The sequence below is a fragment of the Luteimonas sp. 3794 genome (genome assembly GCF_031456825.1).
Taxonomy (GTDB): domain Bacteria; phylum Pseudomonadota; class Gammaproteobacteria; order Xanthomonadales; family Xanthomonadaceae; genus Luteimonas.
Map to the genome: position 1 here is coordinate 1 of NZ_JAVDVJ010000006.1, position 24,148 is coordinate 24,148.

Genomic DNA, 24,148 nt, shown 5'->3' on the forward strand with positions numbered 1-24,148 from the left:
GGGGGGGGCTCTTATGCCCCCGCCGGGGCCGGGTCCCGGGGGGGCCGGGGTGTTGGGGCCGTCCTGTTGGCGGCGGGGGGGGGGGGGGGGGGGGCGGCCCCCGCCCCCCCCCCCCCCCCCCCCCCCCCCCCCCCCGCTCCTACAATTGCGGTAGGGCGGGCGCGTCGTGATACCGAACGCGCGCCCGAAGACCCGCCGCCATCACCGATCCGGGACATCCCAATGCAACTCACAGGCTTCGACGGAAAGATCGCGCTCGTCACCGGCGCCGCTGGCGGTATCGGTGCTGCGGTCGTGCGGCTGCTGCATGCGAGCGGCGCGACAGTGGTGGCGACTGACCGGGAAGCACCTGTTGTGGAGGCATCTTCCGAAGCGATTGCATCAACTGGGGTGAGGGCAGGTCTCGCGACATTCCATTCCCACGCCCTCGACGTCACTGACGCGGATGCCGTCGACACCCTCGTCGCCACGATCGAGGCGGACATCGGTCCGATCGATCTTGCTGTCAACGTCGCAGGCGTGCTGTCCACCACGGCGGTCCTCGACCTCACTGCCGAAGAGTGGCGCCGCACTTTCGCGGTTAACACCGACGGCGTGCTCCACGTGTCCCAGGCCGTGGCTCGCGTGATGGCACCGCGCCGTCGCGGTGCGATGGTGACCGTCAGTTCCAACGCGGCGGGCATTCCCCGCCACAACATGGCGGCCTACGCCGCGTCCAAGGCCGCGACGACGATGTTCGTGCGCTGCCTGGGTCTGGAACTCGCGCCGCTCGGCATCCGCTGCAACATCGTCGCGCCGGGTTCGACGCGCACGCCGATGCAGACCGGGATGTGGACCGATGCAGGCGGCGAGGCGCGGACCATCGCCGGCACGCTGGAGACGTTCAAGAGCGGTATTCCGCTGGGCAAGCTGGCCGAACCCGAGGACATCGCGAATGCGGTGATGTTCTTGCTGTCCGACCAGGCCGGGCATATCGCGATGAGCGATCTCTACGTCGACGGTGGGGCGACGCTGCGCGGCTGACCTCAGCCGTGTCGTGGTGCGCGCGGCACCGGACGGTGCGTGTCGAACCTCCCTTGGCATGCGATGACGTGGACACGGCCGGCACGTGCTTGCACAAAGACGGCGCGCCCGCGGCATCCTTGGGAACGTCCGGGCAGTGATGCGATTGCGGGGGCGCCGCGTCGCCGCTCCGGTTGGACGGGGCAGACATGGCCTCCGCACGGATCCCGCGTCGCGTCGCATCGACGACGCTCTGCGCCGCATCGCGCTGCATGCATCGATCTTTCCGCAGCGCAGCAAGCCATTTTTCGAACTGCTGCTAGAGTGCAGCCATCGTCGATTTCCACCGACCGCACCCATGTCGCCAGTCGTTCCAATGCGTGTCCTTTTTTTTATCCCGGTAAATGTTAGCGCTAACTTTATTGGCCGGGCGGTGGTGCCGTGACCGTCGTCGCCGGGCTCGATGCGGGCACCCAGAGCGTCAAGCTGGTGGTCTATGACGCGGCCACCCGGCGCGTCGTTGCCGGTGCCAGTGCGCCGCTGGATCTGATCAGCGGTGAGGATGGGAGTCGCGAGCAGCATCCGGCTGCATGGGTCGACGCGATGCACGCCTGCTTCGGCGCCATCGACGTCAGCCTGCGACAGCGCATCGCCGCCGTTGGCGTGTCCGGCCAGCAGCACGGCTTCGTGCCGGTCGATGCGGCGGGCGAGGTGCTGGGCCCCGCCAAGCTGTGGTGCGACACCAGCACCAGCGCCGAATGCGGCGAGATCATGGACGCGGTCGGCGGCGCGGCGCGCTGCATCGAGACGGCCGGCAACCCGATTCTTGCCGGTTACACCGCATCGAAACTGCCCTGGACTCGTCGGCATCGTCCCGAGGTCTATGCGCGACTCGCGACCATCCTGCTGCCGCACGACTATCTCAACTTCGTCCTGACCGGCGAGCGCTTCTGCGAATACGGCGATGCGTCGGGCACCGGATGGCTCGACGTGCGCACACGCCAATGGTCGTCAGCGATGCTCGTCGCGACCGACAACACGCGCGACCTGCGCGATTGCTTGCCGCCACTGGTCGAGCCCGACGCGTCGTTCCCGATGTTGCCGGCGATCGCCAGTGCGCTCGGGCTGCCGGCAGGCGTGCGGGTCTCGGCCGGCGGCGGCGACAACATGATGGCCGCGATCGGCACTGGCTGTGTGGCCGAAGGCCGGCTCACGATGAGCCTCGGTACCTCGGGCACCTTGTTCGCCTATGCCGACCGGCCGATCGTCGATGACGGCGGCGCCTGGGCGGCGTTCTGTTCCTCGAGCGGCGGCTGGCTGCCGCTGATCTGCACGATGAACTGCACCGTGGTCACCGAGCAGGTCGCGAAGATGTTCGGCTTCAGCACGCGAGACGGCGACACGCGCATCGAGGCGACGCCGCCCGGTGCCGACGGCCTGAGCTTCCTGCCGTTCCTCAACGGCGAGCGCACGCCCGACCTGCCGCTGGGCAAGGGTGTGCTGGCGGGGCTGGGCGCGCACAACATGCGCGAGGCGCACGTCTATCGCGCGGCGATGGAGGGCGCGACCTACAGCCTGCGCTACGGCTACGACGCGTTCGTCGATGCCGGCATGGGTTTCGATCGCATCGCGCTGACCGGCGGCGGCGCCAACAGCGCGGCCTGGCGGCAGATGGTGGCCGACGTGTTCGACCTGCCGGTCGACGTGCCGGCGCAGGTCGAGAGCGCCGCGTTCGGCGCCGCACTGCAGGCCTTGTGGTCGCTGCAGCGTGCGCAGGGCGAGACCGGTTCGCTGGCCGATGTGGCCGCCGCGCATGTCGCGGTGGATCCGGCGCTGGCCTGCACGCCCGATCCGGAGCGAGTACGCGCCTACCGGCCCGCGTACGAACGTTTCCTGCGTCACCTGGACGCGGTGCGACCGCTGTACGGCGCGCCACCGCCGTCATGACCCGCCCGGCATCGACACGGGCGCGCTGCGCGCGTCCCGATGCCGTCCATCGCGGCCCGCGCCGCGCGCATCTTCCTTTCCACGCACTGCACGAGAACCCCACATGAGCGCACAGCACTTCATCGGTGGCCGCGAGTACTTCGGCGGCATCGGCACGATCCCCTTCGAAGGCCGCGATTCGGACAATCCGCTCGCGTTCAAGGTCTACGAGGCCGATCGCCGGATCGGCGGCAAGACGATGGCCGAGCACCTGCGCTTCGCGGTCTGCTACTGGCACACCTTCTGCAACTCGGGCCAGGATCCGTTCGGTCCGGGCACGCGGCGCTTTCCGTGGGACGGCGGCGCGCCGCTCGCCGCGGCCGAAGCCAAGCTCGATGCGGCGTTCGAGTTCTTCACCAAGCTCGGCGTGCCGTACTGGTGCTTCCACGACATCGATCTGTCGCCGGACGCCGACGACATCGGCGAGTACGAGAAGAACCTCAAGCACATGGTGGCGCTGGCCAAGGAGCGCCAGCAGGCGACCGGCATGCAGCTGCTGTGGGGCACGGCGAACCTGTTTTCGCATCCGCGCTACATGAACGGCGCTTCGACCAACCCGGACTTCGCGGTGGTCGCGCGCGCGGCGGTGCAGGTCAAGGCCGCGCTCGACGCGACCGTCGAGCTGGGCGGTGAGCATTACGTGTTCTGGGGCGGCCGCGAGGGTTACGCCAGCCTGCACAACACCGACATGAAGCGCGAGCTCTCGCACTTCGCACGCTTCCTGACGATGGCCCGCGACTACGGTCGCAGCATCGGGCTCAAGGGCAACTTCCTCATCGAGCCCAAGCCGATGGAGCCGATGAAGCACCAGTACGATTTCGACAGCGCCACCGTTGCCGGCTTCCTCAAGGCGCACGGGCTGGACAGGGACTTCAAGCTCAACATCGAGGCCAACCACGCCACGCTGTCGGGTCACACCTTCGAGCACGACCTGCAGGTGGCCAGCGATCACGGCCTGCTCGGCAGCATCGACGCCAACCGCGGCAATGCCCAGAACGGCTGGGACACCGACCAGTTCCCGACCGATCTCTACGACACCGTCGGCGCGATGCTGGTCGTGCTGCGCCAGGGCGGTCTGGAAGGCGGCCTGAATTTCGACGCCAAGCCGCGGCGTGAATCCACCGACATGGAAGACCTGTTCATCGCGCACATCGGCGGCATGGATGCATTCGCGCGTGGTCTGGAAGTCGCACACGCGCTGCTCGATAAGTCCCCGTGGGAGCAGTGGCGCAAGGACCGTTACGCGAGCTTCGACGCGGGTGATGGCCAGGCGTTCGAGAACGGCACGCTGTCGCTGGCCGACCTGCACGGCATCGCGTCGAAGGCCGGCGAACCGCAGCAGCGCAGCGGACGCCAGGAGGCGTACGAGAACCTGCTCAACCAGTACCTGCTGCGCTGAGGCCGCGGACGCATGACGCCGCGGGCCGCCCGCACGCATACCGGACCGACGTCCGCGCGCACGGCGGCCCGGTTCCGCGCACCGCTGCGCTCACTTCGAGCGGGGCGGGCGGGCGACCGAATCGCGCACGATCAACCGGTGGGCGATCACGTGATCGGCGAGCACGCGCGTGCTCGCGTCGTTGCGGCGGATGCCGCGCACCAGCACTTCGATGGCGGTGTTGGTCATCGCCTCGATCGGCTGGTTGATCGTGGTCAGCTCGGGCCAGACCGTGGTCGCGGCCGAGCTGTCGTCGAAGCCGACAACCGACAGGTCGCGCGGCACGTCGAGGCCGCGTCGGTGTGCGACCGAAATGGCGGCGGCGGCCATGTCGTCGTTGCTGGCGAAGATCGCGGTCGGCGGCTTGCGCAGCGCCAGCAGCGTTTCGGTGGCGGCGAGCCCGGAGCGATAGGTGTAGTCGCCCTGCTGGACGAGGCTCGCGTCGAGCGGGATGCCGGCCTCGTCGAGCGCCGCCTTGAACCCCTCGAAACGTCGCGCAGTAGCGCTGAGGTAAGTGCCGCCCTTGATGCAGGCGATGCGGGTGTGGCCGTGCTCGATCAGATGCCCGGTGATCTCCTTCGCGGCGCGGAACTCGTCGACACGGACGCAGGAGATGTCGTCGCTGAACCGTCCGGACGCGATGGCGACCACCGGCACGCCGGCGCGCACGAATTCGGTCACCGCGGCCTTGGACTCGCACAGCGGCGGCGGCAGGATCACGCCGTCGACGCGCTTGGCGAGCGCGCGCGCGGATTTGCGCTCGGCATCGGCGTCGAGCTCGTCCCAGTAGTCGATGACCAGCTGGATTGCGGTGCCCGAGGCCACGCGCAACAGGCCGAGCAGCAGTTCGCGCAGATAGGCGCCGCTGGGATTGGTGTAGACCAGTGCGATTCGCGTGTGCTGGGCCGCGGCCAGCGAACTGGCGGCGAGGTTGGGCGTGTAGTTGAGCTCGCGCACCGCGCGCATCACCCGCTCGCGGGTGCTCTCGCGCACCTTGCCCTGGCTGTTGATCACCCGGGAGATGGTCATCGGCGAAACACCGGCAAGCGCGGCCACCTCTGCGATGGTGACGCCGCGGGTCTTGCGGCGCACCGACTTCTTGGTCTTCTCCAACGTTCGTTCCTTCACTCGCCAGGCGATGGGCCGTGCCCGTCGCACGCGGCGGGCCCATGTGCATGAAAGCCGGTTCCGGGGAGGGAATCCAGATGCCGATGATGTTACCGCTAACCCGTTCAGCGGGCGAGACGCGCGGATCGCGCGCGGTCCGGTTCGCGTTGTCGTTGCTGTGCTGGATCACGCTGCTTGCCGGCGCGCCGATGTTGCAGGCCGAGGACGGCTACGACCTGTGGCTGCGTTACGCGGCGCCCGACACCGCATCCGCGACGGCGTCACCCGTTATCACGCAACTGGTGGCCGTCACCGGTTCGCCGGTGCAGGCGGCGACGCAACGTGAGCTGCAGCGTGGACTCCACGCCCTGTCGGACGCGGCGCCGGCCTACGCGAAGACGGTCACGCGCGCCGGTGCACTGCTGGTCGGCACGCCGGCCTCGTCGCCGCAGATCGCGCGCCTGGGCCTCGATCTCGACGGGCTGGGGAGCGAGGGGTACCGGATCCGCAGCGCGGTCGTCGACGGTCATGCAACGACCGTCGTGGCCGCGAACGAGGATGTCGGCGCCTTGTACGGCGCGTTCCACGTCCTGCGCCTGTTGCAGACCGGACAGCCGCTGCGCGACCTCGACATCCGCGAAACGCCGCGCATCGCGGTGCGCGTGCTCAACCACTGGGACAACCTCGACCGCTACGTCGAACGCGGCTATTCGGGCCAGTCGATCTGGGACTGGCATCGCCTGCCGGGCTGGCTCGACCCGCGCTATACCGATTACGCGCGTGCGAACGCCTCGATCGGCATCAACGGCACCGTGCTCAACAACGTCAACGCCAATGCCGAGGTGCTGACGCCGCTGTACCTGGACAAGGTCGCGGCGCTCGCCGGCGTGCTGCGCCCCTACGGCATGAAGGTCTATCTGAGCGCGCGCTTCAGTGCGCCGATGGAGATCGGCGGTCTCGCGACGGCCGATCCGCTCGATGCCGCCGTGCAGCGCTGGTGGAAGACGAAGGCCGACGAGGTCTACGCGCTGATTCCCGACTTCGGCGGCTTTCTGGTCAAGGCCAATTCGGAAGGCCAGCCCGGCCCGCAGGATTACGGCCGCAGCCATGCCGACGGCGCCAACATGCTGGCCGACGCGGTCGCGCCGCACGGCGGCATCGTGATGTGGCGCGCGTTCGTCTATTCCGACGAAGAGCCCGTGGACCGCGCCAAGCAGGCCTACAACGAGTTCGTGCCGCTCGACGGCAGCTTCCGCGACAACGTGCTGGTGCAGGTCAAGAACGGGCCGATCGATTTCCAGCCGCGCGAGCCCTTCCACCCCTTGTTCGGCGGCATGCCGAAGACGCCGCTGATGATGGAATTCCAGATCACCAAGGAATACCTCGGCTTCTCGACGCATCTGGCCTACAAGGGCCCGCTGTACGAAGACGTGCTGGACGCCGACACCCATGTGCAGGGGCCGGGCTCGACCGTCGCGCGGGTGATCGACGGCTCGCTCGACGGCCACGCACTGACCGGCATCGCCGGCGTCGCCAACATCGGCAGCGACCGCAACTGGAGCGGCTCGCACTTCGACCAGGCCAACTGGTATGCGTTCGGACGCCTGGCCTGGAATCCGGACCTGTCGTCGCGCGATATCGCCGTCGAGTGGACGCGGATGACGTTCTCCAACGATCCGGCCGTCGTCGAGCCCGTCGTCGGCATGATGATGGCCTCGCGCGAGGCGGTGGTGGACTACACCGGCGCGCTGGGCCTGCACCACGTGATGGGCCGCGGGCACCACTACGGGCCGGGACCGTGGGTCCAAGGCGGCCCGCGCGCGGACTGGACGTCGGTGTATTTCCACCGCGCCGACGCCGACGGCATCGGTTTCGATCGTACCCGGCGCGGCAGCGATGCGGTCTCGCAGTACGCGCCGCCGGTGGCCGAGGTCTTCGACGATGTGACGCGCACGCCGGAGGAGCTCCTGCTGTGGTTTCACCACGTGCCCTGGGACCACCCGATGCGCAGTGGACGCGGCTTGTGGGATGAGCTGGTGCTGCGTTACGACCGCGGCGTGGAGACCGTGCGCGGGATGCGCGCGACCTGGGCCGGCCTCGACGGCCGCATCGATGGCGAGCGCCATGCGCAGGTCGCCGCGTTCCTCGCGATCCAGCAGGACGAGGCGCAGTGGTGGCGCGATGCCAGCATCGCGTATTTCCAGTCGATCTCCGGCCGGCCGCTGCCCGCGGGCGTGGCGCCGCCGCCGCATCCGCTGGAACACTACAAGGCGCTGGAATTTCCGCATGCGCCCGGGGACACCCAGTGAGTCGCGCGTCTGCCGGCGCCGCGCGTCGACCGGCCGGCGCGCACGCACGCATCGGACTGGCGACGCTGCTGCTCGGCCTCGCACCGCTCGCGCCCGCGATGGCCGACGACGCCGGCGCCGCGCTGCTGCATCCGCTGTTCCAGGATCACGCGGTACTCCAGCGCGATCAGCCGATCCGCATCTGGGGCGACGCCGCGCCCGGTACGCACGTGCAGGTCGCACTGGCGCGCCATCGGCGCAGCGCACGTGCGGATGCCTCGGGGCGCTGGACGGTGGAACTGCCGGCGCTCCCTGCAGGTGGGCCGCACACGCTGACCGCCCGCACCGGCGATGTGTCGCGCACCGTCGCCGACGTGCTGGTCGGCGACGTCTGGCTGTGCTCCGGGCAATCGAACATGGAGCTGCAGGTCTGGCGTTCGCTGGATGCGCGCGCGGAGATCGCCGGCGCGGACAGCGACATGATCCGTCTGCTGACCGTGCCGCAGGCCGGCCACCCGGCGCCGCAGCCGCGCTTCGGCGCCGAGACGCGCTGGCATACGGTGACCCCGGACTCGATCCGCGATTTCTCCGCGGCCTGTTACTACTTCGCGCGCGAACTGCAGAAGACCGTCGACGTGCCGATGGGCCTGGTCAACGCGGCCTGGGGCGGGTCGCGCATCCAGGCCTGGACCAGTGCCGACGCGCTGCGCGCAGGCGGCGGCTACGACGCCGAGCTCGATGTGCTCGCGCTCTACGCCACCGATCCGGTCGCCGCACTCGCGCGCTGGGGGCAGGTGTGGACCGGCTGGTGGCAGCAGCGTCCGGGCATCGCCAACGACGACCGGCCCTGGGAAGGCAACGCCGATGGCGACGACTGGCGCGCCGCACCGCCGGAGCTCGGTGCATGGGAGCGCTGGGGCGTGCCGGAACTCGCCGCGTTCGACGGCATGCTCTGGTACCGGACGGCCGTGACGCTGACTCAGGCACAGGCCGCGCAGCCGGCGACCCTCGTGCTCGGGCCGGCCGACGAAATGGACACCACCTGGGTCAACGGCCAGGCGGTCGGCAGCACCTACGGCGCCGGCACACCGCGCGCCTACGCACTGCCTGAGGGCTTGCTGCGTCCCGGTGAGAACCACATTGTCGTCAACGTGCTCGATACCTACCGCGAAGGCGGGCTGGCCGGACCGGCCTCCGCGCACTTCCTGCAATTCGCCGACGGCAGCACGGCGCCATTCGACGGCGGCTGGCGCTATCGCGTGGTACCGAATGCGGTCGGCTCGCCGCCGCGTGCGCCGTGGCAGTCTGCGGCCGGGTTGTCGACGCTGTACAACGGCATGATCGCGCCGCTATCGGGCATGCGCCTGCGCGGCATGCTCTGGTACCAGGGCGAGTCCAATACCTTCGAGGCCGATGCCTACGCCGGCCTGCTGCGCGGCTTGCGTGACGACTGGCGCAGCCGCTTCGGGAATCCCGAGCAGCCCTTCCTCGTCGTCCAGCTGGCCAATTACGGCACGCCTGCCGACGCGCCCGGCGACAGCGACTGGGCGGCCCTGCGCGAGGCGCAGCGCGCCGTCGCCGACGACCCGCACACGGCGCTGGCGGTGACGATCGACATCGGCGACCGCTACGACATCCATCCGGCGAACAAGCAGGTACTCGGCAAACGGCTCTCGCGTGCCGCGCGGCATTCGGTCTACGGCGAACGGATCGCGCCGTCGGGCCCGGTGCCGCAGCAGGCGCATCGCGAGGGCGGGGACGTGGTGGTGACGTTCGCCGATGTCGAGGGTGGGCTGTTCGCCCATGGCGCCACCGGACCGGTCGGCTTCGAGCTGTGCGGTGCGGAGGCCGACAGTTGCCGCTTCGTCGATGCCCGCGTCGAAGGCAACCGCGTGCGCCTGCGCGCCGACGCCGGGCACACGCCGGTGCGCGTGCGCTACGCCTGGGCCGACGCGCCGCTGGTGAATCTGTTCGATGCCGCGGATCAGCCGGCAGGTCCGTTCGAGATCGAAATCCGCTGACCGCAACGACTGCGCCGCGTCGCCCGTGCGCGCGGCGCTGCAGGACCCGCTCCACACCATCCGAATAACCGTTCCGGGAGCCACGATGTCGACCACCAGTCCCCACGACCCGAGCCCGTACAGCTCGAACCGCGATCGCGAGATCGTCGAAGCGCGGGTCATCGTCACCTGTCCCGGCCGCAACTTCGTGACGCTGAAGATCGTCACCCGCTCGGGCGTGACCGGCCTCGGCGATGCCACGCTCAACGGACGCGAGCTCGCGGTCGCGTCGTATCTGCAGGACCACGTGGTGCCGAACCTGATCGGCCGCGACGCCGGCCGCATCGAGGACCTGTGGCAGTTCCTCTACCGCGGCGCGTACTGGCGGCGCGGACCGGTGACGATGACCGCGATCGCCGCGGTCGACGTCGCGCTGTGGGACATCCTCGGCAAAATGGCCGGCCTGCCGCTGTACCAGCTGCTCGGCGGCCGCTCGCGCGAGGGCGCGCTGGTCTATGCCCACGCCAACGGCCGCGACATCGCCGAGGCCAGCGACGCGGTCGGGGCCTACATCGACAAGGGCTTCCTCGCGGTGCGCGCGCAATGCGGCGTGCCCGGCGTCAAGAAGGCCTACGGCATCTCGTCGGGCGGCAAGCCCTACGAGCCCGCGGAGAGCGAACTGCCGGCCGAGACCGAATGGAACACGCCGCGATATCTCGAGACCGTGCCGGCGCTGTTCGAACGGGTGCGCGCCGACCACGGCAGCGGCGTCGAGCTGCTGCACGACGTGCACCACCGGCTCACCCCGATCGAAGCCGCGCGGCTCGGTCGCGAACTCGAGCCCTACCGCCTGTTCTGGATGGAGGACGCCACGCCGGCCGAGAACCAGCGCTCGTTCGAGATCATCCGCCAGCACACGGTGACGCCGCTGGCGGTGGGCGAGGTGTTCAATTCGATCTGGGACTGCAAGCACCTGATCGAGCAGCAGCTGATCGACTACATCCGCACGACCATCGTGCATGGCGGCGGCATCACCCACATCCGCCGGCTCGCGGATTTCGCCGGCCTGCACCAGGTGCGCACCGGCTTCCACGGCGCGACCGACCTGTCGCCGGTGACGATGGGCGCCGCGCTGCACTTCGATACCTGGGTGCCGAACTTCGGCATCCAGGAATACATGTTCCACAGCGAGGAGGCCAATGCCGTGTTCCCGCACGACTACGTGTTCCGCGACGGCCGGCTGCACGTCGGCGACACGCCGGGGCACGGCGTGTCGATCGACGAGACGCTGGCGGCGAAGTATCCCTACAGCCCGAAGCAGTTGCCGATCGCCCGTCTCGAAGACGGGGCGATGTGGGACTGGTGAGCAGTATGGAAAGCGCCCTCATCCGCTCCTTCGGGGCAGCTTCTGCCAGGAAGGGGGACTGATGTCCCGCATGCGGGAGAAGGGCATGTGCAACATGATTTTTCCGGTCGCTTCATTGGCCCGGATTCCGCAACAGGAGACAGGAACATGATCAATGCTGGCTTGCATCGCCCCTCTCCCGCGCGCGGGAGAGGGGTTGGGGTGAGGGCGCTCTTCGCGCGCATCGGGTCCGCGGCTCTGCTCGCAGTGCTCGCGCTGCCCGGCCTCGCCTTTGCCCAGACGCCCGATCCGGAACCCGTGCTGTTCGACTGGTTCGAATACACCGGCCGCGACCGCGCGTTCGAGCTGCCGCTGCCAGAAGGCCACTTCCGCAATCCGATCCTCGCCGGCTTCCATTCCGATCCGAGCATCGTCGCCGCGCGCGGCAAGTTCTACATGGTGCATTCCACGTTCACCTACTTCCCCGGCATCCCGGTGTTCGAGAGCGAGGACCTGGTGCACTGGACGCAAGTCGGCAGTGCGATCCATCGCCCCGGCCAGCTGGATTTCGACGGTCTGGGCCTGTCGCGCGGTGTGTTCGCGCCGACGATCGAGTACCACGACGGGACGTTCTACGTGGTCAACACCTCGGTCGACGGCGGCGGCAACTTCATCGTCACCGCGACCGATCCCGCCGGCCCATGGTCGGATCCGGTGTGGTTGCCGGGCATCGGCGGCATCGATCCGTCGCTGTTCTTCGACGACGACGGCCGCGCCTACATCCTCAACAACGACGAGCCCGAGGGGCCGCCGCGCTACGACGGTCATCGCGCGATCTGGATGCAGGCGATCGACATCGACACGCTCGAGCCTTTCGGCCCGCGCAAGGTGCTGATCGACGGTGGCGTGAAGCCGGAAGAGAATCCGATCTGGATCGAGGGCCCGCACATCTACAAGGTCGACGGCTGGTACGTGCTGTCGAATGCGGAGGGCGGCACCGGACCGCAGCATTCGCAGGTGGTGCTGCGCAGCCGCGATGTCTGGGGTCCGTACATTCCGTACGAACACAATCCGATCCTGACCCAGCGCGACCTGCCGGCCGATCGCGACCTGCCGATCACCAACGCCGGCCATGTCGACATGGTCGAAGGCCCGGACGGCAACTGGTGGGCGGTGTTCCTCGCCAGCCGCAACTACGACGTGCGCCAGTACAACACCGGGCGCGAAACCTTCCTGCTGCCGGTGACCTGGAAAGACGGCTGGCCGACGATCCTGCCGCTGGGCGAGACGATCCCGTACACGCTGCCGGCGCCGTCGTGGATGACGCGCAGCGCCGACCAGGCGCCGATGTCGGGCAACTTCACCCGGCGCGACGAGTTCGACAGTACGCAGCTCGGGCGCGAATGGATGTTCGTGCGCGTGCCCAAACGCGACTGGGCCGATCTCGCCTCGCACCCCGGCAAGCTGGCGATCCACCCCCTGCGCGAGGGGCTGGACACGCGCGGCAATCCGTCGTTCCTCGCGCGTCGCCAGCAACACCTCGTGTTCGAGGCCAGCGCCGCGCTCACGCCGCCGGCGCGAGGCGTCGCCGCAGGCCTCGCGGCGTTCCAGAGCGGCAACCACTGGTACGTCGTCGGTGCACGTCGCGATGCCGACGATGCGCTGCAACTGTTCGTCGAACGCGCCAAGGGCGAGGGCGCGCCGACCGAGGTGCTGGCCACACGCACGGTGCCGGCTGCCGATGCGCTGCGCCTGCGAATCTCGGGCGACGAGGGCGAGATCGCGTTCGCATTCGCGGCCGATGACGGTGACTGGCAGCCGCTGCTGGAAGGCGCCGACGCGACCATGCTCAGTACCGACGATGCCGGCGGCTTCGTCGGCGTGACCCTGGGCCCGTACGCGCGCGACGAGCGATGAACCTGCCGCGTCTGGCGGACGCGACGCTGGCCACGCTGCCGTCGACGGTGGCGCGGCCCGCCTTGGATCGCGCCGGCACACGCATCGGCACCGTCCATCTCGGCGTCGGCGCGTTTCATCGCGCGCACCAGGCGGTCTACATCGACGACCTGCTGGCCGACGAACCGGACTGGGCGATCTGCGGTGTGTCGCTGCGCAGTCCGGACGTGCGCGATGCGCTGCGACCGCAGGACGGCCTGTACACGCTGGCACTGCTCGATGGCGGACCGACGCTGCGCGTGATCGGTGCGCTGCGCGAGGTGCTGTGCGCGGCCGACGAACGCGATGCGGTGCTCGCGCGGCTTGCGCATCCGGATGTGCGCCTGGTGATGCTGACGGTGACCGAGAAGGGCTATTGCCTGTCGGCCGGCGGTGTCGATCTCGCGCATCCGGATATCGTCCGTGATCTCGCAACGCCGGCCTCGCCGTCGAGCGCGATCGGGTACATCGTCGCTGGGCTCGCCCTGCGGCGGGCACGCGGCTTGCCGGCGTACACGGTGCTGAGCTGCGACAACCTGACTGATAACGGCGAGCGCCTGCGGCGCGCGGTGCTGCAGTACGCGCGCCAGTTCGATGCAGGCCTCGCCGACTGGATCGATGCGCATGCAACGTTTCCGCGCTCGATGGTCGACAGCATCACCCCGGCCACCGACGACGCGCTGCGCGCCGACGTCGACGCCGCGCTCGGCCTGCACGACGCCTGGCCGGTGCAGCGCGAGCCCTACACGCAGTGGGTGGTCGAGGACGCGTTCTGCAACGGCCGGCCGCCACTGGAGCGCGCCGGCGTGATCCTAAGCGACGACATTGCCGGCTGGGACCGCGCCAAGCTGCGCCTGCTCAACGGGCCGCACAGCGCGCTGGCCTATCTCGGCCGGTTGCTGGAACTGGAGACCGTCAGCGACGCGATGCGGCATCCGGCGTTGTCCACGTTCGTGGAGCGCCTGATGCGCGAGGACATCGCACCTACGCTCGAGGCGATGGACGGCTTCGACGCCCAGGCCTACATCGGCGCGATCCTGGACCGGTTCCGCAATCCCGCGATCCGCCATCGGCTGGGCCAGATCGCCTGGGACGGCTCGCAGAAGATTCCGGTGCGCCTGCTCGGCACGATCGCCGATGCCCGCGCAGTGGGTCGATCCATCGACAGGCTGTGCCTGCCGGTCGCCGCATGGATGCACTTCGTCCGGCGCCAGGCGCAGGCCGGTGTCGCGCTGGATGATCCGATGGCGGACAGGCTGGCTTCGGTCGGCGCCACGATGATCGTCGACGCGCGCCAGGACGTGACTGCGATCCTGGCGTTGGACCCGGTGTTCGACGCGGTGGTCGATGACGCGCGGATCGTCGATGCGCTCGTGCGTGCCTATGCCGCATTCGGGGATGCGACGCCGGCCGAAGTCGCACGGGCGCTCGCCGCGGTTTGAGTCGCGGGAGCCCTGTGTGTCCGTCTGCAGATCGGGTCGTTCGACGAGGGCAGTGGTAGCGAGTGACCGGCGCCATGGCGCTAACCGCCGCTAGATGCCTGTTCCGTCATTCCCGCGAAGGCGGGAATCCATGGACTTCGAACTTGCGACCAGCAACGTCCCTGGATTCCCGCCTTCGCGGGAATGACGGCAGTGCTTTGGCGTGGTTGGCCAGAGGGCTGTCGACAGCAACTAATGCGTGTGGCGCAGCGCATGCTCGCGAACGAGCGAAGAGCCATAAGCCGCGAGCGCGGGTCTGCTCCCTTGCGGTGCGGTTCCTGTTCGCGCATGACCGCATCAGCGCGAGCCCGCCTCCACCGGTACCGCCAGCACCGCCTCCAGCGCCTGCTTCGGCTGGCCCTCGCGGTCGAACAGCAGCGTGTAGTTGATGCGACCGGGAATCGGGTAATCGTTCTTCCACGACATGCCGTCCTCTACGCCCCAGACGCTGACCCGGTCGATGACGTCGCGCTTGCGGTGGAACAGCCGGAACAGCTCGGCATAGCGATCGGCGAGCTGCTGCTGCACCTCGGCCGGCAGCCCGTCGCGGTAGGGATCAAGATAACGCTTGAACTCGGGCAGCTGGAACTGCGGGTGCAGCATGCCGGTGCCGATGATCTGGCCTTCGCGGGTCAGCGGCAGCACGTCGACGTCCAGCTCGGTGATCATCACCTTGACCCCGAGCGCGGCGTAGGCGTCGATCGAGACTTCGATGTCTTCGAGCGACGGATAATTGAGGCCCCAGTGGCCCTGCATGCCGATGCCGTCGATGCGGATGCCGGCGTCCTGCAGCATCCGCACCATGCGTACGATGCCGGCGCGTTTCTCCGGCCGCCAGGCGTTGAAGTCGTTGTAGTACAGCGCAGTATCGGGCGCATACCGGCTGGCAGCCTCGAACGCCAGGCGCACCACCGCGTCACCGTCGCCGCCGAAGGCGCGCGTCCACACGGTGTCGCGGTATTCGCCGTCCTCGCCGATGATCTCGTTGACCACGTCCCAGGCATCGACGCGGCCGGCGTAGCGTCCGGCCACCACTTCGATGTAGGCGCGCAGGCGCTCGGCCATCACTTCGGGGCCTGCAGGCGTGCCGTCGTCGGCCTCGAAGAACCAGGCGGGTGTCTGGTTGTGCCACACCAGGGTGTGGCCGATCAGGTACATGCCGTGGCGCTCGCCATAGGCGACGAACGCATCGGCCGGCCCGAAGTCCCAGACGCCGGGCTGCGGATGCAGCACCTCGGCCTTCATCACGTTCTCGGCGGTCAACGCGTTGAAGTGCCGGGGCACCAGCGCTTCGCTGCGCGGGTCGCGGCTGGCGACGATGTCGTCGTTGACCGCGGTGCCGAACAGGAAGGCGCCGCGGTAGGCGTCCTTGAGCGTCGATGCCGCTTCGCCTGCGCTGGTGGATTGCGAGGCAGTGGCCGGTTCGCGCGGCGCGGCCGTCGCCGGCAGGGTGAGGCCACAGAGCAGCGCCGCCGCGAGTGCAGATGCGAAGCAGATGCGTCGGGTCATCGGAATCTCCTTGATGCTGAAGGTGTGCCATGGCGCTGGCCGCGCTGCGACCGCGCGTGAGCGTCTGAAACCGGGCTCGTCCGGTCGTCGATCCTGCCCGCGTTCCGCAGAGCACAGCGCGACCGACGCATGCTCAAGTGGCAACGCGCTGCGTGCGTCTGCCTGGTGCTGATAGCGCGATAAGTCTGCGCAATCGGGAATCGTTCGGCTGCGAAAGAATCCATGCTGACGCCGTCCTAGAGCCGGTAAGCCCGCTTCGGCAGCCTGTAGGCGAGATCGATCGCGACCTCGGTCGCCTCGTCCTCGTCGATGCGGTGCTCGGCGACCAGCTTGGCCAGAAACGCACAGTCCACCCGGCGCGCGACATCGTGCCGCGCCGGGATCGACAGGAACGCGCGCGTGTCGTCGTTGAAGCCCACCGTGTTGTAGAAGCCGGCGCTTGCCAGCGTCTGCTCGCGGAAGCGCCACATGCCTTCGGGCGCATCGTGGAACCACCACGCCGGGCCCAGGAACAGGCAGGGGTAGTGGCCCGCCAGCGGCGCGAGCTCGCGCGCATAGGTGCTTTCGTCGAGCGTGAATACGATCAGGGTGAAGCCGGGTTCGTTGCCGACGCGGTCGAGCAGCGGCTTGAGCGCGTGCACGTAGTCGGTGCGCAGCGGGATGTCGGCGCCCTTGTCGCGGCCGTAGCGGTCGAACAGGTCGCGGTTGTGGTTGCGGAAGCAGCCGGGATGGATTTGCATGACCAGCCCGTCGTCGAGGCTCATCTTCGCCATCTCGGTCAGCATCTGCGCACGGAACAGTTCTGCCTCGGCCGGTGTCGCGTTGCCGCGCACGACGGTGTCGAACAACCGGCGCGCCTCGGCCTCGGACAGGTCCGCGGTCGCGCAGCTCGGATGGCCGTGGTCGGTCGAGGTAGCGCCATGCGCGGCGAAGAATGCACGCCGCTGGCGATGTGCGCGCAGGTAGCCGGTCCAGTCGAAGACGTCTTCACCGGTGAGCGCGCCGAACTGGCGCAGCGCATCGGGGAATTGCTCGTGCTCCGGATCGATGACCGGATCCGGACGATAGGCCGTCAGGACCCGACCGGCCCAGCCGCTTTCGCGGATCGTCGCGTGATGGGTCAGAGGATCGAGCGGCGACTCGGTGGTCGCGATGACTTCGATGTTGAAGCGCTCGAACAGGGCGCGCGGCCGGAACGCCGGCGTCTGCAGCGCTGCGGTGATGGTGTCGTAGTACTCGTCTGCGGTCGCGGCCGAGAGCCGCTGGCGCAGGCCGAAGACATCGTGGAACACGTGATCCAGCCACATCGACGACGGCGTGCCACGGAACAGCGTCCAGTGGTCGGCGAACAACCGCCACGCGTCGCGCGGATCGACCTCGGCGCGCGAGCCGTCGGCGCGCGGGATGCCCAGCGCATCCAGATCCACGCCCTGGCTGTAGAGCATGCGGAACACGTAATGGTCCGGCACCAGCAGCAGCTCGGTCGCATTGGCGAACGCGGCATCGGTCGCGAACCAGGCCGGGTCGGTGTGGCCGTGCGGGCTGACGATCGGCAGGCTGGTGACTTCGGCATGCAGGCGGCGCGCGATGTCGCGCTGCGTCGGGTCCGATGGGAACAGCCGGTAGGGGTGCAGGGTGAGGGGGCTTGGTGCGTGCGTCATGACGAGGCTCGGATCGAATGTGTTGGTGTCTGCTGGCGGGGGCGAATTGGATTCATTGCTGCAGCGGTACGCCGGATACGACGCCATCGCGCAGGTTCGTGAGCTTCGGGCCGGCGGCACGGGATGCCGGCCTGCACTCGTGAGCGTTGGTTTGCGGACGGTGCAAGGCTCCTCTGCGCAATCGATCGCCTTCGCCGCGTACGCTGTTGCTGTTGCTGTTGCTGTTGCTGTTGCTGGTGCTGTTGCTGGTGCTGGTGCTGGTGCTTTTGATCTTGATCTGATCGAGCCGTAAAGCGAGCCGAGCATCGCAGGGCGGCGGGGTCGAAGAGCAGCCCATGTCTGAGCGAAGCGAGTTTGGGCTGCGTGCCCAGTCGTCCGAGAAGCGCAGGGAACCGCCGCGGCTGTATCGCGGCGGATCGCGTCCGGCGAAGACGGTTTTGCTTACTTTTGCCAAGACAAAAGTAAGCCGCGCGACAGCGCGGAAGCCTTGTCTTTGATCCTCGCTTCTGCAGTCGATTCTTTTTTGCTTGGAACATCAAAGTCGCAAAGCGACGAGCGAAAAAGCTTGAGCAAGTGCACGGCTTTCGCCCGCTGCGCGTGCGAGTCCCTTTTGGATGGACCCAAAAGGAACCAAAAGGTCCCTTCGCCGGACGCGAGCCGATGCGATGAAGCCGCATCGGTGCCCTCCGCTCCTCGCCTGACGCGGCACGCAGCCCAAACTCGCTGCGCTCAGACATGGGCTGCTCTTCGGCCACGTCAGGCTCCGGTGCTCGGCTCGCTCTACGGCTCGATTCAAGACCAAGTGCCAAGGCAACTGCCAGAGCAGGAGCAAGAACAGGAGCAAGAACAGGAGCAGGAATAGGAGCAGGAGCAGACGCCACAGCCGAAGGCCCAGCCATCTTCGGAGCCCGATCGGGATCAGCCAGAAACGTCAACGCCGACATCACCGCCGCACACTCTCCGGCGGCCCCAGATAGCTTGGCCGCACCCCATCCCGCACGATCTCGATCCGCTGCACCACGACACCCGGATCGATCCGCCACAGCTTCAGCGTCTGCGCGCCGCCTTCGACCCGGTGCCGCGAGGTCGCCACGTGCACGCTGTCGCTCACAGCGCGCTCCCAGGCCTGGAACTGCGGATGGCCGGGTGTCGGATCGAGATGCATCGTGACCTCCTGCGGCCCGGCATCATCGAACGAGACGGCGTAGCGCAGGCCGCCGCGGTGCTGGTAGTCGAGCGTCGGCGACAGCACGACCCGGACCTCAACCTCGCCGGCGCTCGCCAGATGTACCGGGTATTTGAGCCACGCGCCGGACGCGTCCGCGGTCGTCGCGGCGGCGGTGACCGGTACCGAGGTGACCGCCGACAGCGTGCGGCCCAGGTTGGGAATCGTCTCCCAGGCAAGACCATCCGGCGCGACCGCACGCGCGTGGTGCGCGGCCTCGATTGCGATGACGCCTTCACTCTCGACGAAGCCGGTAGCCGCCGAGGCCGGTTTCGACACCGGCACGGTGACGCGCACTTCGGTGCGGTCGCTGCCGAGCAGATCGATCTGGCCGACATGGTCGCCGGCCGGCAGCGCATCCCAGTTGACGTCGATGCGCAGCGGCGTTTCGGCCGTGACTTCGCCCGAAGCCGGCGTTACCCGCAGCCACGGCTGCGAAGCCGTCGCGGTGAACTTGAACGGCGCGAGCCCGCGATTGAAGACGACGACCTCGCGTGATGGCACGCCATGCGGGTCCAGCTGTGGCAGGCGCGCACGCGTCGTCGGCACCGGCCAGCCTCGCGCATCGCCGTCGACCGCCACGCCCATCGTGCCGCGCTCGCGCACGTCGACCCGCGACAGCGCCGGCATGACATTGCGATCGGGCTGCTGCCAGTGGGTGTAGCCGATGCGCGGCTGCGACATCATGTGGATCCACTTGCCGCCGGCGATGTCCTGCTCGTAGACGCGTGCGAGTTCGGCGTCGCGGGCGAAGCGGCGTTCGGCCTCGTCGGCCCAGGCGTTCGCCGAGGCGCGCCCCTGCGCGGCATGCAGGCGGTTGCGGGCGACGGCGACGTAGAGGTGCGCGAGGTTGGCACTGGCCAGCACGGGATACTCGACCAGCTGGTACCAGGCATCGCGATGCGAGTCACCGAGGGCGGTGCCGATGCGCTGCGTGCGTTCGACCAGGTCATCCCAGTCCGCCAGTACGCGATCGGCTTCGCCGAAATTGACAAGGCTCCAGGTCTCCGGCGACTGCAGCTCGGGTTTGCGCCGCGCGTTGTACTGGGTGTAGCGGGTCAGGATCTCGCCGATCTCCGCGGCATGGGCATCGCCGAACTGCTCGGCGGCGAAGGCCTGCGGATAGGCGGTCACTGCCTCGACCGGATACGCATCGGGTGCCCAGGCGTAGTCGAGAAAGAAGCTGATCGGAAATTCCATCGGCTTGATGTCGCCGACATTGACCACCCACAGGCGGTCGGCGCCGTGCGCGTGCGCCAGGCGCATCTGCTCCCAGACGCGCTCGATCTGGGTGGTATTGATCCACTTGTAGTTGCGCGGCCCGCCGACGTAATCGAAGTGGTAGTAGACGCCGTAGCCGCCGGCGCGGGTCGCGCCGGGCGCGGGCAGGCGGCGGATGTTGCCCCAGTTGTCGTCGGCGAACAGCAGGGTCACGTCGTCCGGCACCTGCATGCCGGCGTCGAAATAGTCCTGCACTTCCTTGTACAGCGCCCACACCTGCGGCGTGGCCTCGACCGGCCGGCCGGTGACCTCGGCGAGGATGCGGCGCTGGTCGGCGACGATGGTTTCGAGCAGCGTGGTCGCGGTGGCATCGCTCATCGGTTCGTCGCCGTCGCCGCGCATGCCCAGGGTCACGACGTTCTCATTCGTGCCCATGCGGCGGATGCCGTCGCGCCAGAATTCCTGCAGGCGCTCGCGATTGCGGGTGTAGTCCCACGCGCCCTCGCCATGGCGCGACCATTCGACGTGGGCACGCATCATCGGTTCGTGATGGCTTGTGCCGATGACGACGCCCATCTCGTCGGCGAGGGCGGCGTTTTGCGGATCGTCGTCGTAGAACGCGCGGCCCCACATCGCGGGCCACAGGTAGTTGCCCTTGTGGCGCAGGATCAGCTGGAACACGCGTTCGTAGAACTGGCGGTTCGGCCCGCCGTAGGTCGCCGCCATCCAGCCGCCGAGGGCCGGATCCTCATCGTTGATGAAGATCCCGCGATAGCGCACCGCGGGCGCGTCGACGAAGCGACCCGGGGCGATGTGCAGCGCGGTCTTGCGTTCGGGCGCCACGTCGGCCCACCAGGTCCACGGCGAGACGCCGATCCGGCGCGAAAGCTCGTACAGGCCGAAGATCGTGCCGCGCTTGTCGGCACCGACGATCACCAGGGCGCGCTCGATGCCGGGTTCAGGCGCGTCGACGAGCTGCAGCGAATAGCCTTCCCACTGTCCGTCGACACCGGCGGTGTCGAGCGCATGGTCGCGCACGATGCGATCAATGCGCGGGCTGTGGCCGAGCGTGCCGGCGATGATCGCCAGCCGCGGCGTGCCGGCCGGCGCGGGCAGGGCGCGGGCCTCCACGCCCGAGACGGCGGCGAGATCCGCGCGCAGGTCCTCGGCGGCACGCGCGATGCCGGGGAAATCGGTGTCGTCGATCAATACCGGCAGCGGCTGTCCGTCTGCGATCAGCGCGAGTGCATCGGGTACCGGCTGCACGCACACCGCAGCAGGCTGCGCGCAGTCGCGGGCCTGAAGCGGTGCAACCCAGAACAGGGCCAGAAGAAGCAGCGCACCTGTAGGAGCGCGCTTGCGCGCGAAGAGGCTTTCTCCGCGGCCCGGGTTCGCGCGCGAGCGCGCTCCTACAAACGCAATCACTGCGTGAGCTCCCCGCGCACATAGCTGCGCAGCCACTCCAGCGCCGGACGCTCGCTGCCGTCTTCACGGATCAGGTAGGCGCCCTGCTCGTCGCGCCACAGGCCGCGACGGAAGCCCCACAGCGTCATGCCCTCGACGGCCGGGTGCTCCCAGAACACCGGGAACACGCGCTGGTAGCTGGCCAGCTGCACGGCGTCGTCGACACCATCGAGATCGAACTCGGTCACGTGCACCGGCAGCCCTGTCGCGCCGAGTGCATCGAGATTGGCCTTGTGCACGTCCATCGAGGTCTCTTCGGTCGTCGCGAACGCATGTCCCTGCACGCCGATCACGTCGATCAGGTTCTCGGCCTGCAGCAGGCGCACGATCTCCAGATAACGCCGCGTCGCATCCTCGCTGTTGGTCACGCTGTACTCGTTGAGCATCAGCTTCGAATCCGGGAAGTGCGTACGCGCGAGGCGGAAGGATTCGAGGATCCAGTCCCAGCCGGTCTCGCCGTCGCCGCCTAGTGCTCTGGCATAGTTCCCGCCGTCCTCGTCATCCTTCGACGGCGGATCGTTGAGCGGCTCGTTGACCACTTCGACGATGTCGATGCCGGGGTAACGCTCGGCCACGGCGGCGAACCATTCCTCGATCTCGGCGCGCTGCTCTTCGGGTGGCAGGCTGCGGATCCATTCCGGCTGCTGGTTGCCCCAGACCATCACGTGCATCTGGAACGGCAGGTCGTTGTCCTGTGCGACGCGCCAGGCGGCGTCGAGCTCGTCCCAGTTCATGACGTCGCGTTCGGCCTCGACCTCGCCCCACTTGCCGCCGTTCTCCGGTGTGACCTTGTTCCAGTAGTCGGTGAAGCCCTCGGCCTGTGGCGGACTGTGTGCGCCGCCGAGAAACTTCGCCTGGCCGGCGGCGATCGACGTGCGCGCATCCGCATCGGCTCGGGCGGCTTCCGTCGGTGACTGGCCGTCCTGCGCGCCGCAAGCGGCCAGGGCGAGCGGGAGCGCGATCAGCGCGGCAAGGGGGGCGGTTTTGAAGCGATGCATGGTGGTCATACCTCCTGGAGCGACGAACAGTGTTGAACGCCGACGGTGTGCCGCGTTCGCGGGCGGATGTTGCGGAGCGGAGATGCCGTCGCGCTCACGACGACCCGGGCGGCGCGAGATCCAGACGCGCGGGTTCGAGACGCGGCGCCAGGACATGGATCGCCAGCAGCGCGGCGAGATACGCGCCGCCGGCCATGAAGAACATCGCGGCGTAACTACCGGTATAGCCGCGTAGCCAGCCAGCGCCGAGGTTCATGAAGAAGCCGCCCATCGCGCCGGCGAAGCCGCCGATGCCGACCACGGACGCGACGACGGCGCGTGGAAACATGTCCGAGGTCAGCGTGAACAGGTTGGCCGAGAATCCCTGGTGCGCGGCGGCCGCGAGCCCGATCAGCCACACCGCGACCCACTGGCCTTCGACATGCGGCGCGAACACCACCGGCAGGATGCACAGCGCGCAGATCAGCATCGTGGTCTTGCGCGCGGCATTCGCGCTCCAGCCGCGCTGCATCAGCCGCGAACTGAACCAGCCGCCGCCCACTGAACCGACGTCCGCGAGCAGGAACACGGTCACCATCGGCAGGCCGATCGTGCGCAGGTCCACGCCGAAGCGGTCGGCCATGAACATCGGAAACCAGAACAGGTAGAACCACCACACCGAATCGCTGAGGAACTTGCCGACCGTGAACGCCCAGGTCTGCCGGAAGCGCAGCAGCTGCAGCCACGAAGCACGCACCGGCGGGTCGGGTGGATCGCTGTTGATCAGCGCCAGTTCCGCCGCCGACACCTTCGGATGTTCGGCCGGACGCCGGTAGACCGGCAGCCAGAATGCGAGCCACACCAGACCCGCGAGGCCTGTCACGACGAACGCCGTGCGCCAGCCCCAGGTGAGCGCCAGCCACGGCACCAGCAGGGGCGCCACGATCGCACCGATGTTGGAGCCGGCATTGAAGACGCCGGTCGCGAACGCGCGCTCGCGCTTGGGAAACCATTCGGCCACAGTCTTCACCGCCGCGGGGAAATTGCCTGATTCGCCGAGGCCGAGCACGAAGCGCGCGATGCTGAAACCGACGACCGACTTCGCCAGTGCATGCGCCGCGGCCGCGAACGACCACAAGGTGAGATACACGCTGTAGCCGACGCGCGTGCCCACGCGATCGATGAACCACCCGGCGAACAGGAAGCCGATCGCGTAGGCCAGGGTGAAGGACGCGCTGATCACGCCGTAGTCCTGCTCGCTCCAGCCGAACTCGACGCGCAGCGTCGGCGCCAGCACGCCCAGCACTGCACGGTCGACGTAGTTGATCGTGGTCGCGAAGAACAGCAGCGCGCAGATCACCCAGCGGTAGCGGCTGATCGTGCCCGACGGTGTGGCTGCATCCCGCACGGTGTCAACCGGCGTGCTCATGCCCGGGCGTCCTGCGCGTCGGACGCGAGCGTATGTGTCGGCACCATCGATATCCCCCGGCGGCACGCGCCCGATCAGTG

At 68.5% G+C, this 24,148-nt stretch carries 15 protein-coding genes; 9 read left to right on the forward strand and 6 right to left on the reverse strand.

What is annotated here, in order from left to right:
* The first annotated feature begins 222 nt into the window (after positions 1 to 222).
* From J2X52_RS10195 to xylA, 3 genes are all read left to right on the forward strand, one after another.
* A complete protein-coding gene (locus J2X52_RS10195; RefSeq protein WP_310152506.1) occupies positions 223 to 1,023 on the forward strand; it encodes a 2,3-dihydro-2,3-dihydroxybenzoate dehydrogenase in 801 nt (266 codons plus the stop codon).
* A gap of 420 nt (positions 1,024 to 1,443) precedes the next feature.
* Positions 1,444 to 2,949, forward strand: coding sequence for a xylulokinase (gene xylB, locus J2X52_RS10200; protein WP_310152508.1), 1,506 nt, complete (start codon positions 1,444 to 1,446; stop codon positions 2,947 to 2,949).
* Between the two features lie 103 nt (positions 2,950 to 3,052).
* Complete coding sequence (gene xylA / locus J2X52_RS10205; RefSeq protein WP_310152512.1) at positions 3,053 to 4,387, forward strand: xylose isomerase; 1,335 nt, start codon at positions 3,053 to 3,055, stop codon at positions 4,385 to 4,387.
* Positions 4,388 to 4,477: 90 nt separating this feature from the next.
* Here the strand turns inward: xylA and J2X52_RS10210 are convergent, their stop codons facing one another.
* A complete protein-coding gene (locus J2X52_RS10210; protein WP_310152516.1) occupies positions 4,478 to 5,539 on the reverse strand; it encodes a LacI family DNA-binding transcriptional regulator in 1,062 nt (353 codons plus the stop codon).
* 203 nt (positions 5,540 to 5,742) lie between these two features.
* Between J2X52_RS10210 and J2X52_RS10215 the strand changes: the two genes are divergently transcribed.
* The 5 genes from J2X52_RS10215 (at position 5,743) to J2X52_RS10235 (ending at position 14,543) form a co-directional block, all read left to right on the forward strand.
* Positions 5,743 to 7,842, forward strand: a complete 2,100-nt coding sequence (locus tag J2X52_RS10215) for an alpha-glucuronidase family glycosyl hydrolase (RefSeq protein WP_310152958.1) — start codon at positions 5,743 to 5,745, stop codon at positions 7,840 to 7,842.
* A 98-nt stretch (positions 7,843 to 7,940) separates the two neighbouring features.
* On the forward strand, positions 7,941 to 9,842 hold the full coding sequence (locus J2X52_RS10220) for a sialate O-acetylesterase (RefSeq protein WP_310152961.1): 1,902 nt from the start codon (positions 7,941 to 7,943) through the stop codon (positions 9,840 to 9,842).
* Positions 9,843 to 9,927: 85 nt separating this feature from the next.
* Positions 9,928 to 11,187: a D-mannonate dehydratase ManD gene (gene manD, locus J2X52_RS10225; RefSeq protein WP_310152519.1), complete on the forward strand. Its 1,260-nt coding sequence runs from the start codon at positions 9,928 to 9,930 to the stop codon at positions 11,185 to 11,187.
* 246 nt (positions 11,188 to 11,433) lie between these two features.
* Positions 11,434 to 13,083, forward strand: coding sequence for a glycoside hydrolase family 43 protein (locus J2X52_RS10230; protein ID WP_310152963.1), 1,650 nt, complete (start codon positions 11,434 to 11,436; stop codon positions 13,081 to 13,083).
* Positions 13,080 to 14,543, forward strand: coding sequence for a mannitol dehydrogenase family protein (locus tag J2X52_RS10235; protein ID WP_310152521.1), 1,464 nt, complete (start codon positions 13,080 to 13,082; stop codon positions 14,541 to 14,543). Before J2X52_RS10230 ends, J2X52_RS10235 begins: the two co-directional genes overlap by 4 nt.
* Positions 14,544 to 14,879: 336 nt before the next feature.
* Here the strand turns inward: J2X52_RS10235 and J2X52_RS10240 are convergent, their stop codons facing one another.
* A complete protein-coding gene (locus J2X52_RS10240) occupies positions 14,880 to 16,091 on the reverse strand; it encodes an endo-1,4-beta-xylanase (protein ID WP_310152524.1) in 1,212 nt (403 codons plus the stop codon).
* Positions 16,092 to 16,327: 236 nt separating this feature from the next.
* Positions 16,328 to 17,752: a glucuronate isomerase gene (gene uxaC, locus J2X52_RS10245; RefSeq protein ID WP_310152527.1), complete on the reverse strand. Its 1,425-nt coding sequence runs from the start codon at positions 17,750 to 17,752 to the stop codon at positions 16,328 to 16,330.
* A 46-nt stretch (positions 17,753 to 17,798) separates the two neighbouring features.
* Here uxaC and J2X52_RS10250 point away from each other — a divergent pair, with 46 nt between their 5' ends.
* Positions 17,799 to 18,044, forward strand: coding sequence for a hypothetical protein (locus tag J2X52_RS10250; RefSeq protein ID WP_310152530.1), 246 nt, complete (start codon positions 17,799 to 17,801; stop codon positions 18,042 to 18,044).
* Positions 18,045 to 18,695: 651 nt separating this feature from the next.
* Here J2X52_RS10250 and J2X52_RS10255 read toward each other — a convergent pair.
* The 3 genes from J2X52_RS10255 to J2X52_RS10265 form a co-directional block, all read right to left on the reverse strand.
* On the reverse strand, positions 18,696 to 21,464 hold the full coding sequence (locus tag J2X52_RS10255; RefSeq protein ID WP_310152533.1) for a glycosyl hydrolase 115 family protein: 2,769 nt from the start codon (positions 21,462 to 21,464) through the stop codon (positions 18,696 to 18,698).
* Positions 21,465 to 21,619: 155 nt separating this feature from the next.
* A complete protein-coding gene (locus J2X52_RS10260) occupies positions 21,620 to 22,660 on the reverse strand; it encodes an endo-1,4-beta-xylanase (protein ID WP_310152535.1) in 1,041 nt (346 codons plus the stop codon).
* Positions 22,661 to 22,754: 94 nt separating this feature from the next.
* Positions 22,755 to 24,068, reverse strand: coding sequence for an MFS transporter (locus J2X52_RS10265; RefSeq protein WP_310152538.1), 1,314 nt, complete (start codon positions 24,066 to 24,068; stop codon positions 22,755 to 22,757).
* Between the last annotated feature and the right edge of the window lie 80 nt (positions 24,069 to 24,148).